The following is a 12,692-nucleotide window of genomic DNA, read 5'->3' as shown; positions in this document are numbered from 1 at the left end:
GAGTCGAGGAGAGACGGGAAGGGGGCCGCCCCGGGGTGCGGGGCGGCCCCCGGCCGGGTCAACCCGCGGACGGTATGCGGCTGATGACCCGCGGCGGGACGATGCCGTCCAGCGGCCCGCCGGCCGCCTGCCGCGCGGCGCCCGCCGTGGCCCGGTCGAACGCCGGGGCGCCGCCGACCAGCGGCAGTCGGGCGACGGTGTGCGCCAGATCGAGGGTCAGTCGGGGCCGGGACGACGGCGGGTCGATCAGGCCCGCGTCGGTACCGCCCACGATCAGCGCGAGACGGTGGCCGGCGGGCACGATGTGGTCGCTCGCGGCCAGGTCCAGCGTGATGGTGTACGCCTTGCCCGGGGTGAGCGGGCGGCCCTTGCGCGGGTCGGCGTAGTTGCCGAGGTCGGCCCAGCCGCGGCTGAAGACGGTGTGGGCGACCTTCTGGGTGTCGGCGGCGGTCTCCTTGAAGCAGCCGGTGTCGCCGGCGGTGCCGGCGCCCCAGCAGGTGCGCCGGGTGAGGGTGGTGATGCCCTCGCCCTTGCCCCCGTAATTGCGGATGGTGGCGGGGCCGAGGTCGACGAGAACGGCGGACAGATGCGCGGTCGAGGTGCTGGGGGTGGCGGTGATCGTCACCTTGCCGGAGCCGGACAGCCGCAGGGGCGCCTTCAGCGGTGCGGTGGTGAATCCGGCCTTGTCCGGGGTCGCCTTGTCCATCCCCGCCGCCCAGTCGGCCTCGCTGTGCTGGGGGTCGTCGGTGAAGGCCGCGCTGGTACCCGCCGGGGCGGGTTCGGTGCCCAGGATGCCGGCGCCCGGGGCGGTGGCGTTACGGGGCCGCAGGGTGGTGGCCTGCGTACCGGCCGCGGGCCACTGTGCGTCGGTGGACCAGGTGTCGGGCGCCCGCTCGATGTCGGCCATCGGCTCGCGGTCGATGCCGTTGTCGTAGCCCATCAGATAGTGGTCGAACCAGCGGTGCAGGGTCGCGACCCAGGTGCCGCGCCGGTAGTCGAAGGGGTCGACGTGCCCGGTCTGGGACAGCCAGATCTTGCGCTCGACGCCATGCCGGGCGAGCGCGTCCCACCACCGTCCGGCGTGGCGGGTACGGACGTTGAGGTCCTGCATCCCATGCACCATGAAGACGCTGGCGTGCACGTTGGCGGCATGGCGGACGTAGTCCCGTTCGGTCCACAGGCCGGTCCAGTCCCCGGTGCGGGGCGCGCCGTCGACCAGTTTCTTCTGGACGGCGCCACAACGTTTCTGCGCCGCGGGGCTCTCCACGTCCTTCGCCAGCGCGTCGGGGCCCGAGTCGTAGAGCGGGGCGCCCTTGGCGAAGTAGTAGTCGTACCAGGAGGAGATGCCGGCTATCGGGACGATGGTCTTGAGGCCCGCGACCCCGGTGGCCGCGACGCCGTTGGCGATGGTGGCGTCCCAGCTCTTGCCGATCATGCCGGTGCGGCCGTTGGACCAGCCCGCGGTGACGGGTCTGCCTCCCTTACGGGCGGTGTAGGCGCGCCCGCGGCCGTTCAGCCAGTCGACCACGGCCCTGGCCGACTGGATGTCGGAGCGGCCGCCGATGTCGATGCAGCCGTCGGAGCGATTGGTTCCGGCCAGATCGACCAGGACCGTGGCATAGCCGCGGGGAACGAAGTAGTTGTCGTAGAAAAGGGGGAACTGGACCGGGCGGCCCTTGTCGTCGTAGGTCTTCTTCTGGCTCTCGTTGCCGCGTCCGCAGCAGGAGTAGTACGGGCTGGCATCCATGATCACCGGGATGCGGTGGCCCTGCTGGGCGGGCTCGCGGGGCCGCACGATATCGACGGCGACCCGGTCGCTCCGGCCGTCCGCGTCGCCGTCCAGCCGGGTGTCCACCCACACCGATTCGCGGATCGCGTGGTCGTAGGAGTACACGGGTCTGCTCTCACCGGGGGCGGAGGAGACTGAGGACGCGGCCGCGGGGGCCGCGCCGGCGCCGTTGGACACGAGGAGCGCCGACAACAGGGCGACGGTGGCCGCGACGGCGAGCGCCTTCCAGGGGATGTGGGGTATCCACGCACGAATGGTCACGCGCGGACCGTAGCGCGGCTGCTCAACTCCCGTACAGAAGGGGGCGTTACGGGATGCGTGTCGGCGAGATGTCGGTCATGTGTCGGATGCGGCCATGGACATGACGATGACCACGATGAGTACATAGGGTCCGATCCACAGGGCCCAAGAGATCCCTCTCCCCACCTATTTGGAGGACTCGTGCGTCACAGACTCATCGTCCCGGGTGCCGCGGTGCTCAGCCTCTTGCTGGCGATCCCGGCATCGGCGGCAAGCTTCCGGCCCGGGGCTCCGGGGGTGGGCGACAGCTACTACCCCGACAGCGGCAACGGCGGGTACCACGTCTCCCACTACGACCTCCGGCTCAAGTACCAGCCGGAGACGGACCTGTTGGAGGGCACGGCGACGCTGCTCGCCACGACCACGCAGGACCTCTCCCGCTTCAACCTGGACTTCGGCCTCAAGGTCAGCGAGATCCGCGTCGACGGCGTCAAGGCCCGCTTTGCGACCTCCGGCAAGCACGAGCTGGAGGTCACCCCGGCCACCCCGCTGGAGAAGGGCCGGCAGATCAGCGTCGTGGTGCGCTATGCGGGCACGCCCTCGCAGGTGAAGATCGACGGCTACAGCGGCTGGGCCCGTACGCCCGACGGCGGTGTGGTGGCGCAGGAGCCGGACGCCGCCGTGTGGTGGTACCCGAGCAACGACCACCCCACCGACAAGGCGACCTACGACATCTCGGTGGCGGTTCCGGACGGCACCCAGGCGCTCAGCAACGGCGTGCTGCTGTCCGAGACCTCCAAGCTGGGCTGGACCCGCTACAACTGGCGCTCGGACAAGCCCCAGTCGACGTATCTGACCACGCTGGCGGTCGGCAAGTTCGACATCACCAAGGACACCACCGCGAACGGCCTGCCGGTGATCAACGCCGTCAGCAAGGACCTGGGCGCCAACGAGGGCGCGGCCAAGGCCAGCATCGCGCGTACGGCCGAGATCGTGCAGTGGGAGGAGGGCCTCTTCGGCCGCTACCCCTTCAATGCGCTGGGCGGGTATGTGCCGAACGTGCCGGCCGGGTACGCGCTGGAGACCCAGACCCGGCCGTTCTACGGCAAGAAGGTGTTCGACAACGGCGCCAATGTGTCCGTGGTCGTCCATGAGCTGGCGCACCAGTGGTACGGCGACAGCGTGTCCCTCAAGGACTGGAAGGACATCTGGGTCCACGAGGGCTTCGCCCGCTACGCCCAGTGGCTGTGGTCGGAGAAGGAGGGCGAGGGCACCGCGCAACAGCTCGCGGACTACGTCTATGCGCAGCACCCGGCCGACGACGCGTTCTGGAAGGTCAAGCCGGGCGACCCCGGTGCCAAGAACCAGTTCGACATCGCGGTCTACGACCGGGGCGCGCTGGCCATCCAGGCGTTCCGCAACAAGGTCGGCGACAAGGTCTTCTTCGAGATCCTCAAGGCGTGGCCGACGGAGAACAGGTACGGCAACGGTTCGGTGGCCGACTTCGTGAAGTTCGCGGAGAAGAAGTCGGGGAAGAAGCTCGCCGACTTCTTCGACACCTGGCTGTTCCAGCCCGCCAAGCCGGCCGCCGGGGCGGCCACGGGCATCGCGGCGGCGGCGCGGAAGGCGCCGGTGGCGCAGCCGAAGTCGTGGAAGTCGATCGCGGCGACCAATGAGGTGCACGAGGCGCACGGGCACTGAAAGGACCGGGCGATGAGCCCTGTGTGAGAGAGGGAGCCGGGGTGTCGTCCCCCGGCTCCCTCTCTCAGGCCAGGGGTGTGAGGGGAGCCAGCGTGGTGGGCCGCACCGCGTCGGCTGCGGCCGAGCCGCGCAGGAGTGCGGTCAGGTCGTGGGGCCGTGCCCGCTCCGCGGTGGGAACCGCTGCCGTGATGCGATCCAGCCGGAAGCCCCGGCCGGCCCCTCGCGTGCGGCACCAGCCGATGAGGTACCACCGGCCGCCGGCGGTGAGCAGTCCGGCCGGTTCCACCACGCGGTCGCTTTCGCGTCCCGCTGCGTCGATGTAGGTCAGCCGCAGCACCGTGTGGGAGGTGAGGCCCTGTTCCACCGCGGCGCGGACCGTGGAGTCGGACGGCGAGGGCAGCGTCACGATCCGTGCGGCGAGTTCCTGGGCCGCCGCCGAGGCGGGCCCCGTGATCGAGGCCAGGATCTTCTGGGCCGCCGTACGGGCCGCACCGGCGTACGGGGCGCGGGTGTCGGTAGCGGCGAGGGCGACGGCCAGTGCGGAGGCCTCCTCGGCGGTGAAGTGGATCGGGGGCAGGGTCATTTCCCGGTCGATCGACCATCCCCCACCTCGCCCGGGGGCGGTGCGCACCGGGAGACCGGCCGCCATCAGCGCCTGGAGGTCGCGCTGCACCGTGCGCGTACTCATCTCGAATCGCGCGGCGAGCGCCGCGACCGTCAGCGGCCGCGGCGCCGCCGCGCGCAACTCCTCCACCAGCGCATAGAGCCGGGCAGTGCGGTTCATGCCGGCGACGCTACCGCCCCGCGGTGGACAGGAAGTCCCGCTGGCGCCGCAGTTCCCGCTCGGTGACGGTCAGCGGGAAGAGGGTGAAGCCGTGCATGGCGCCGGCGACGACACCGAGGTGCACGGGCGCGCCCGCCGCCTGCCACCTCTGGGCCAGGAACAGCGAGTCGTCCAGCAGCGGATCCTCGGTGCCGACGACGATCCGGGCGGGCGGCAGACCGACAAGGTCGGCGAACAGCGGTGAGACCTCGGGATCGCGGCGTTGTTCCGCCCCCATGCCGGGGGTGAACAGCTCGTAGGTCCGCCGCAGCGTGGCGGTGTTGCTCAGCAGTCGCCTCGATCCGAACGCTCGCTGGCTCGGTGTCATCGACAGGTCGTAGGGGCCGAACAGCAGGTGGGCCGCCCGGAAGGCGCCGGTGATGCCGTGCCGGTCGCGAAGGCGCAGCAGGGTGACGACGCTCAGGTGGGCACCGGCCGATTCACCCCCGATCAACAGCCGTTGGGTCCCGAACTCGGCCGCGGCATGGTCCACCAGCCACCGGGCGGCCGCCTCGCAGTCATCGGGCCCCGCGGGGTACGGATGCTCCGGCGCCAGGCGGTACTCCACGCTGACCACGGCCAGCCGTGCCTGCTCGGCGAGCCGCCACAGTCTTTCGTCCTGCCCGCCCGCGGAGCCGAATACCCAGCCCCCTCCGTGGAGGTGCAGATACACGCCGTCGACGCGTTCGGGCACGAACGCCCGGACCCGCACCCCGCCGGCCACGACGCGGTCCTGGCCCTGCGGCAGTCGCACCGGTGGCGCGTCGCCACCGAGCCGGTTGCGCCGAAGCGCGGCCAACGCGGTTGCGTCCGGCGTCCGTTCGCGCGCCGGGCGGCCCGCGGCGGTGGCCTCGAATTCCTTGTTGAACGCCAGGGTCTCGGCGAGGCAGTCCTCGTCGGTGAGCGTCATGCCATCGGTGGTCTTCGTACCGTCGGTGATCGTCATGCCGCCGACCCTCGCAGCCGTCCGCGACAACGCCCTGTCACCGTTTCCCGGTGAGCTGCGTCACATGCCGTCGCGCTGCCTCGCGCGCCGCGCCGCCCGGCGGGCCCGGCGTGCGATCGGCATATAGCGCAGCCGCTCCGGCAGTAGCGGCACCACCACGCGCACCACCCGCCCGAAGCGCCGCAGGGTGCGCTCCTGTGCATCGGTCCACTCCAGTCCGAGGGCCTGGCGGGCCTCCGGCGGCATCAGGCCGACGGTGAGGAAACGGCGCAGCCGGGCGAAGCACGGAGCGAGCCAGGGCCAGGTCGGCCGGAGCAGCAGCAGAAGCGGGCGCGGCCCGCGGTCGGGCGCCGGCAGCGGACGCTCGGGGAAGAGCAACTCCCGTACCACGCCGTTGTGTTCCAGCTCCTCGTCGAGGACGGTGCGGTAGTACGGCCAGAACTCCTCGATGGTCTGCGGCATATCGCGGTCGTGGATGCCCAGGATCCGGCCGACCTGGAGCCATTCCGCGTACAGCTGCCGCTCCTGGGCCTCGGTGAAGGTGCGGCCGAGGTAGCGCTGCCCATACCGGAAGACCGGGTAGCCGGTGGCGTGCACCCAGGAGTAGAAGGCGGGGCTGAGCGCGTGGTAGGCGCGGCCGTGGGCGTCGGTGCCCTGGATCGTCCGGTGCAGCCGCCGCAGCCGGCGGCCCTCCTCGACGGCCTCCTCGCCGCCGTACACCCACAGCTGCAACGAGGCCAGCGACCGCTCGCCGCGCCCCCAGGGGTCCGTACGGAACACCGAGTGGTCGTCCACCCCCGCACCCACCGCGGGGTGCGCGACCTGCATGGTCAGGGCGGCGGGCAGGGTCAGCACCATGCGGATGTCGCCGACCAGCGACCAGAGGACGCCGCCGGGCGGCGGGGGTATCGGATCCTTCCGCGCCGCCCGTTCGGCCCGACCGGAACGTTCCGTTTTCATCGCGTTAGTCATCATACGATGCCCCCAGAGGCCGACGGGTACGGGGATCGGTGCCCGGCCGGTGGGTGTGCCAGTACGCCAGGAACAGGGCCGGGGCGATCCGCAGCGGCGGCGGCACCGGCGCCATCAGGAAGCGCACCACCCGGGCGAACCGCCGCAGCCGCCGCTCCTGCTGCCGCGTCCAGACCAGACCGAGGCGCTCGCGCAGGACGGGCGGCAGTGTGCCGACGGTGACCAGCAGCGCACAGCGCGCGGCTATCGCAGCGAACGGCCGCCACAGCGGGGCGGGCACCCACCACACCGGCGGTTTCTGCGGGCGCGCCAGCTCGTCGAGGACGTCCCGCACGGACCGGTTCATCTCCAGACGGTTTTCGACCATGTCGTCGTAGTAGGCGCAGAACGCAGGCCAGTCGGGCGGAAGATGCCGCTCCTTCAGCCCCCATACGCGTCCCACCTCCCTCATCTCCCGGTAGTACTCGGCTGTTTGCCGTTCCGTCAGCCCCTTGCCGAACAGCTTCAGCGCCTCTATGGGGCCGCGGACGAGGGTGGCGTGGACCCAGTGGTACGCCTCGGGGTGCAGCGCGTGATAGCGGCGACCCCGGTCGTCGACGCCCTTCATCCCGCGGTGGACCTCGCGCAGCCGCCGGGCCTCGGCGGTGGCGGCGGCCTGGCCTCCGTAGATGACGGTGCTCAGGGAGCCGACCGTCCCCAGCAGCCGCTGCCAGGGGCGGGCGCGGAAGTCGGAGTGGTCCTCGACGCCGGCGCCGACCACGGGGTGCGCGACCTGGAGCAGCAAAAGCTGAGGTGACGTCAGAAAGGCGCGGGTGTCGCCGAAATGGCGCCAGGCGATACCGCCGCGCCGGGGCGCTCGGAGCTGCGCATACGCCGGTTCGGGGGCCGGCTCGGTGGGGGTGTCGGCTGCGTTCGCTGTGCTCATCCGGCCTCCTGCGGTGCTGCGTGGGCCCGTTAATGAATCCGTGTCAGCAGTGTTGACGCGGCTCGTGAAACAAGTCAATAGTCTTTGTAACATTGACTCACCCCGTCGGGAGGACCCGGAAATGGATCCCGAAATGGCTGCGAAAGCACGTGAGTTGAGCCCTGAGGGACGCACCCACTGGAAGCGCGCCGCCGTGATGCTGGTGCCGGGCGTCGCCTGCGTGGGAGCGGTGGTGATCGCGCTGGCCCAGGGGGCGATGGCCGCGTCCTTCGCCGTCTCCGGCAAGAACTTCAAGGTCTCCGCGGACCGGATCACCGGCCGGGGGATCTCCAGCTTTCCCTCCTCGCTCGGCGGCAAGGACGGCAAGGGGCACGCCGTCCTGCTGGCAGGTATCGCCTCCGGTACGGCACAAGGGGTGTGCCTGTCGATGAAGCAGCGGCTGCCGCTGGTCGGCGAGGTGTCGCTGATCGTCCGGTCGGGCGGCGAGCGGGCCGTCAAGGGCGAGAACCTCGTCGTCGACGCCGACGCGCTGACCAGCAGCGGGGGCCGGGTGACGGGCGTACAGGCGGGCCGGGACGCCTCCACGCTCACCGCCGCGCCGGGAGTCAGCGGCCCGCAGGGGCTCTTCGGCGTCCAGGCGGACACCGCGGTCGCCCGCGATGTCCACAGCACGGCCTGGGCCTCCAACGGCGGCTCGCTCACCCTCGACAAGGTCGAGATCGAGCTGAGCCACAGCGGCAAAGAGTGCTACTAGCCGGAGGGGAGCCGACCCGTGATCACCTTCGTACTCGGCTTTCTCGCCGAACTGGCCAAGGAGTTCGGCGACTGGCTCGACCGCATTCTGCCCGCCCCCGGGCTGCGCCGGCCGCTGCGGTCCTGGCGCCGGCGGCGGCCTTTCTGGGCGGGGATCTGGGCGATGGCCGGCGGCGCCGAGATGATCGTGCTGCCGCTGGCGCCGCTGCCGCTGATGCTCAAGGTGGGGATCGGTGCGATGTCCGCGATCGGGGTCGGCCTGGTCCTGATCGCCGGCGGCCTGTTCTTCCTCTTCGCCCCCGCGCAGCGGATGTTCGTATCGGTTGTCACCGCCATCGCCTCGCTGGTCTCGCTGGCCACCACCAACCTCGGCGGCTTCGGGATCGGCTGCGGACTGGGGCTGCTGGGCTCGTCCATGGCCTTCGGATGGCTGCCCCATCCGCCCCGTCCGCCCCACCCGCCGCGTACGCCCTCTCCGCCCTGTCCGCCCGACGAGCCGCCGCAGGGGGTGGCCGCCCGCCCAAAAGCGCCTGAGGGCCACGGTGTCCGGCGACTGCCCGGCACTTCCGCCCTCGCCCTGACGCTGCCCCCGCTGCTGATCGCGGGCCTGGTCACCACCGCGCCCCCGGCCGCGGCCCGGCCGGGCGGCGGCGGTCCCCGCGGCGCCGCCGCCCGCGTCTCCCTCCCCTGCCTCTCCGGCGTGGACACCGGCGGCGCCGACAACCCCGACCCCACGGGGCCTCCGCCGTCCGAAGGGGGGCGTCCCGGGCGTCCCGCGCGTCCCACCAGGACGGCCGAGCCCGGGAAGATCGGCGACCCCGGCGACCTCACCGCACTCACACCCCCGCTGGTCCTCGGCGACCAGCCGGGCCCCGGCCGCGCCACCTACCCCGTCAGCCCCTTCTACCCCACCGTCAACGCCACCCGCCTGACGGCCACCGACGCGATCATCCACGGTGCGACCTATCTGCCCACGGTGGGCGGCGGCCGGATCAAGGTCCTGTGGGTGCACGCGGCGCGGATCGTCGCCGACGACTACCACCTCGAGGTCAAGGGCCCGAGCGGGGCGACCCACACCCTCGACGTCCAGCTCGACATCCGCGACGTCGACGTCTACGCCACCTACCTCAAGGGCTCCATCGAAATCCCCGGCCTCAAGGTCAACACGCCGCAGATCTGCATCGGCGCGGACATCATCCCGGCCAACCTCCCCGTCGCCGTCCGACTCCCCCGCCTGACCATGGAACCGGTCACCGCGGGCCAGGTGCTCGTCGACACCGCCGATGTGCGCTATACGCGCCTCGGCAGCCACCCCCAGCGATAACCCCCGGCCCCCGCCCTCAGGAGGTATGTGCCCATGGGCCGCTACAGTCGGCTGCGCGAGATCCGCCGGATGGACCCCGAGCGCGACTACGAACAGATCTTCCGCTGGATCACCCAGTACGAGTTCCCCTGGGACTACGCCCAGGGCATTTCCCTCGCCTTCCTGCGCGACTACGGCGTTCCCCGGATCTCCCAACTCCTCGACCGCACCCAGGAGTTCGAGCGCGCCGGACAGAAGCGCTACGACGACACCGTCCTCTTCGGCTACGAGATGGCCGCCGAGGGCTTCGACTCCGAGCGCGGCCGCGCCGCCGCCCGCCATCTGAACCGCATCCACGGCAGGTACCCGATCCGCAACGAGGACTACCGCTTCGTCCTGGCCACGACGGTCGTCGGCCCCAAACGCTGGATCGACCGCTTCGGCTGGCGGCCGCTGTGCGCCAACGAATGCCAGGCCCTCGCGCTGGTCGGCCACAAGATGGCCGAGCTGATGGGCATCGAGGGCGCCCCGCGCACCATGGCCGAATACGAGAAGCTGCTCGACGACTACGAGGCGTCGGCGTTCGCCTACGACCCGGCCAACCACCGCGTCGCCAACGCCACCTTCCGCATCCTGTCCGCCTGGTACCCGGCGGCGCTCCGTCCCGCCGTCGCCCGCTTCGTACCGGCCCTCCTCGACGAGCCCTTGCTGAAGGCCCTGGGATTCCCCCAACAGCCCCGCTGGATGCGGACGTTGGCGGTACGGGTGCTGCAGGCCCGCGCCGCCTTCGTACGACTCACCCCCGCCCGCCCCGCATCCCGTCCCCGCCTCGCGCCGCCCCGTTCGTACCCCTTCGGCTACACCCTCGACGACCTCGGGCCCGCCTGGGCCCAGCACCGGCCGTTGCGGCCGCTCCCCGGCGAGGAGGCGTCATGACGGACCGGTTCACCGTCCGCTCCCCCGTCACCGGCGCACCGGTCGGCGAGCATCCCGTGCACGGCCCCGAGGACGTGCGCGCCGCCGTCGGCCGGGCGCGCGCGGCGGCCCACGACTGGTCGGCCTGCGGCTGGGCCGGACGCCGGGCGCGCCTGCTCGCCTGGAAGCGGTCGCTGGCCCGCCGGATGGACGAACTCGCCTCGCTCATCCGCGCCGAGACCGGCAAGCCGCGGCACGACGCCCGCGCCGAGGTCCTGCTGACCCTCGTCCATCTGGACTGGGCGGCACGCAACGCCCGCCGGGTCCTGGGCCGCCGCCGGGTCCCCGCCGGTCCGCTCTCCGTGCACCAGCGGGCGCTGGTCGGCTACCGCCCGCTGGGGGTGATCGGCGTCATCGGTCCCTGGAACTACCCCCTCTACACCCCCATGGGATCGATCGGGTATGCCCTCGCGGCGGGCAATGCGGTGGTCTTCAAGCCCTCCGAACTCACGTCGGGTGTAGGCGAGTTGCTGGCACGGAGCTTCGCCGACGCGGTGCCGGACCACCCGGCCCTGTTGCAGACCGTGACCGGGCACGGCCCCACCGGCGAGGCCCTGGCCCGCTCCGGCGTGGACAAGGTCGCCTTCACCGGCTCCCCGGGCACCGCCCGCAAGGTCGCCGCCGTCTGCGCCGAACGGCTCACCCCGATGCTCGCGGAGTGCGGCGGCAAGGACGCCGTCCTGGTGGACGCCTCCGCGGACCTGGACGAGGCGGCCGAGGCGATCGTATGGGGCGCGCTGGCCAACGCGGGCCAGACCTGCGCCGGGGTGGAACGCGTCTACGCCGTCGCCTCGGTCCACGCCGCACTGTGCGCCCGGATCGTGCACCGGGTCCGCGCCCTGCGCCCCGGCCCGGAGCCCGACTCCCCCTACGGGCCGCTCATCCTTCCGACCCAACTCGCCACTGTGGAACGCCATATGAAGGAGGCGCTCGCCGCCGGCGCCCATGCCGCGTACGGCGGGCCCGCATCCCTCCGGCCCCCGTACGTCCACCCCGTCGTCCTGGTGGACGTCCCGGAGGACTCCCCCGCCATGCGGGAGGAGACCTTCGGTCCGCTCGTCGTCGTCAATGCCGTCGCCGATCTCGACGAGGCGGTCGCTCGCGCCAACGCCGGTGCCTACGCCCTCGGGGCGGCCGTCTTCACTGCCGACCGCCGCCGCGGTCTCGCCGTCGCCGAACGCCTCGCCTCCGGCGCGGTCTCGGTCAACTCCGTCCTCGGATTCGCCGCGGTCCCCTCCCTCCCCTTCGGCGGCTCCGCCGACTCCGGCCACGGCCGCATCCACGGCGCCGAGGGTCTCCGCGGCTTCGCCGCCCCGCACTCCCTCACGGTCCGCCGCTTCCGGCCTCCGGTGGACCTGACGTCCTTCACGGCGCCACGGCGTCGGGCGGAACGCGCCGTCGAACTGGGGAGGCGACTGCACGCGCGCTGGTGAACCGGCTGCGGCAGTCCCCCAACGGGCCCTGGCCCAGGGCCCGTTCGGGACTCGGTGTGGGCTCACCAGGAGGCTCACCAGGGGCTCACCGCCCCAGCAACGGCACCAGATACCTCCGCGCAAACCCCCGCGCCTGCTCATCGTCCTCCAGCGCAAAACAGCTCACCGGATTGAGCAGAAAGGACACCGTAATCCGCACCATCAGCTCCGCAACGGCCGTCGGGTCCCCCTCCTCCCGACCCTCCGTCCGCTGCGCCCTGCGCAGATGCGCCGCCAAATACCCCCGCATCGCCAGAAACGACGGGCCGCTCTCCAGCGTCAGATACGGCAGCATCGTCTCCGGCTCCACCCGCATCAGCCCCCCGATCAGCGGATGCCCCCGGATCAGCCGGAGTATCGCGGCGAACCCCTCGACCATCCGCTCCTCCATCGTCGGCAGCCCGGCAACCGCCGCATCCACCTCGGCCACGAACAGCCGGTACTCCCGCAGCAGCACCTGTTGCACCAGCTCGTCCTTGTTGCCCACCCGCCGGTACACCGTCACCCGCGACACCTTGGCCCGTTTGGCCACATCGTCCACGGTGGAACGCCGCAGCCCGAAGGTCATGAACTGCTCCCGGGCCGCGTCGAGAATCGTGTCGGTCAGCGCATCCCCGGTCGGCGCGCCGGCCATGGCCCGCGCCATCAACGACCCCGCGTCCGGGTCGTCCACCCCGGCACCCGACGCCGTCCTCCCCGTACTCCGTACGCCCATCGCTCCCGCCCCTTCCACCCCGTTCTCGCGGCCCGCGCGGCCCTCGTCCGCCGACCGCTCGTTACAAAGACACTAACG

General features: G+C 71.9%; 11 protein-coding genes. 5 read left to right on the top strand and 6 right to left on the bottom strand.

Annotation, left to right across the window (positions count from 1 at the left end):
* Nucleotides 1-58 precede the first annotated feature (58 nt).
* The gene (locus B1H19_RS34315) at nt 59-2,050 is read right to left on the bottom strand and encodes a Xaa-Pro dipeptidyl-peptidase (protein ID WP_418361492.1); all 1,992 of its coding nucleotides are present in this window, start codon (nt 2,048-2,050) and stop codon (nt 59-61) included.
* Between the two features lie 180 nt (nt 2,051-2,230).
* On the opposite strand from B1H19_RS34315, the gene B1H19_RS34310 reads away from it, so the two are divergent.
* The gene (locus tag B1H19_RS34310; protein ID WP_083108784.1) at nt 2,231-3,730 is read left to right on the top strand and encodes a M1 family metallopeptidase; all 1,500 of its coding nucleotides are present in this window, start codon (nt 2,231-2,233) and stop codon (nt 3,728-3,730) included.
* A 64-nt stretch (nt 3,731-3,794) separates the two neighbouring features.
* Here B1H19_RS34310 and B1H19_RS34305 read toward each other — a convergent pair whose 3' ends face one another.
* The 4 genes from B1H19_RS34305 to B1H19_RS34290 are packed head-to-tail and all read right to left on the bottom strand — an operon-like array spanning nt 3,795 to nt 7,396.
* The gene (locus B1H19_RS34305) at nt 3,795-4,514 is read right to left on the bottom strand and encodes a helix-turn-helix transcriptional regulator (RefSeq protein WP_083108783.1); all 720 of its coding nucleotides are present in this window, start codon (nt 4,512-4,514) and stop codon (nt 3,795-3,797) included.
* A gap of 10 nt (nt 4,515-4,524) precedes the next feature.
* Nucleotides 4,525-5,499 (bottom strand): alpha/beta hydrolase, encoded by a 975-nt coding sequence (locus tag B1H19_RS34300; protein WP_237289670.1) that lies wholly within the window; start codon nt 5,497-5,499, stop codon nt 4,525-4,527.
* Nucleotides 5,500-5,559: 60 nt separating this feature from the next.
* Nucleotides 5,560-6,459, bottom strand: coding sequence for an oxygenase MpaB family protein (locus B1H19_RS34295; protein WP_083108782.1), 900 nt, complete (start codon nt 6,457-6,459; stop codon nt 5,560-5,562).
* A gap of 4 nt (nt 6,460-6,463) precedes the next feature.
* Complete coding sequence (locus B1H19_RS34290; RefSeq protein ID WP_083108781.1) at nt 6,464-7,396, bottom strand: oxygenase MpaB family protein; 933 nt, start codon at nt 7,394-7,396, stop codon at nt 6,464-6,466.
* Between the two features lie 133 nt (nt 7,397-7,529).
* Here B1H19_RS34290 and B1H19_RS34285 point away from each other — a divergent pair, with 133 nt between their 5' ends.
* The 4 genes from B1H19_RS34285 to B1H19_RS34270 are packed head-to-tail and all read left to right on the top strand — an operon-like array spanning nt 7,530 to nt 11,860.
* Nucleotides 7,530-8,150 carry a DUF6230 family protein gene (locus B1H19_RS34285; RefSeq protein WP_237289669.1) on the top strand — a complete coding sequence of 207 codons (621 nt, stop codon included), beginning with the start codon at nt 7,530-7,532 and terminating at the stop codon, nt 8,148-8,150.
* 18 nt (nt 8,151-8,168) lie between these two features.
* Nucleotides 8,169-9,473, top strand: a complete 1,305-nt coding sequence (locus B1H19_RS34280) for a DUF6114 domain-containing protein (RefSeq protein ID WP_083108780.1) — start codon at nt 8,169-8,171, stop codon at nt 9,471-9,473.
* Between the two features lie 33 nt (nt 9,474-9,506).
* Nucleotides 9,507-10,388 carry an oxygenase MpaB family protein gene (locus tag B1H19_RS34275; RefSeq protein ID WP_083108779.1) on the top strand — a complete coding sequence of 294 codons (882 nt, stop codon included), beginning with the start codon at nt 9,507-9,509 and terminating at the stop codon, nt 10,386-10,388.
* On the top strand, nt 10,385-11,860 hold the full coding sequence (locus tag B1H19_RS34270; RefSeq protein ID WP_083108778.1) for an aldehyde dehydrogenase family protein: 1,476 nt from the start codon (nt 10,385-10,387) through the stop codon (nt 11,858-11,860). The genes B1H19_RS34275 and B1H19_RS34270 overlap by 4 nt, the downstream gene beginning before the upstream one ends.
* 85 nt (nt 11,861-11,945) lie before the next feature.
* Here the strand turns inward: B1H19_RS34270 and B1H19_RS34265 are convergent, their stop codons facing one another.
* Complete coding sequence (locus tag B1H19_RS34265) at nt 11,946-12,545, bottom strand: TetR/AcrR family transcriptional regulator (RefSeq protein WP_083110043.1); 600 nt, start codon at nt 12,543-12,545, stop codon at nt 11,946-11,948.
* Between the last annotated feature and the right edge of the window lie 147 nt (nt 12,546-12,692).

The sequence above is a fragment of the Streptomyces gilvosporeus genome (assembly GCF_002082195.1).
In the GTDB taxonomy this organism is placed as follows: Bacteria; Actinomycetota; Actinomycetes; order Streptomycetales; family Streptomycetaceae; genus Streptomyces; species Streptomyces gilvosporeus.
The sequence above is the reverse complement of the archived record's forward strand: the minus strand, read 5'-3'. Positions and strand labels throughout refer to the sequence as shown.

Coding starts and splice junctions, on each gene's coding strand:
- B1H19_RS34295 (WP_083108782.1), bottom strand. CDS start 6,459: ATGAAAACGGAACGTTCCGGTCGGGCCGAACGGGCGGCGCGGAAGGAT.
- B1H19_RS34265 (WP_083110043.1), bottom strand. CDS start 12,545: ATGGCGCGGGCCATGGCCGGCGCGCCGACCGGGGATGCGCTGACCGAC.
- B1H19_RS34285 (WP_237289669.1), top strand. CDS start 7,530: ATGGCTGCGAAAGCACGTGAGTTGAGCCCTGAGGGACGCACCCACTGG.
- B1H19_RS34300 (WP_237289670.1), bottom strand. CDS start 5,499: ATGACGATCACCGACGGTACGAAGACCACCGATGGCATGACGCTCACC.
- B1H19_RS34305 (WP_083108783.1), bottom strand. CDS start 4,514: ATGAACCGCACTGCCCGGCTCTATGCGCTGGTGGAGGAGTTGCGCGCG.
- B1H19_RS34275 (WP_083108779.1), top strand. CDS start 9,507: ATGGGCCGCTACAGTCGGCTGCGCGAGATCCGCCGGATGGACCCCGAG.
- B1H19_RS34290 (WP_083108781.1), bottom strand. CDS start 7,396: ATGAGCACAGCGAACGCAGCCGACACCCCCACCGAGCCGGCCCCCGAA.
- B1H19_RS34270 (WP_083108778.1), top strand. CDS start 10,385: ATGACGGACCGGTTCACCGTCCGCTCCCCCGTCACCGGCGCACCGGTC.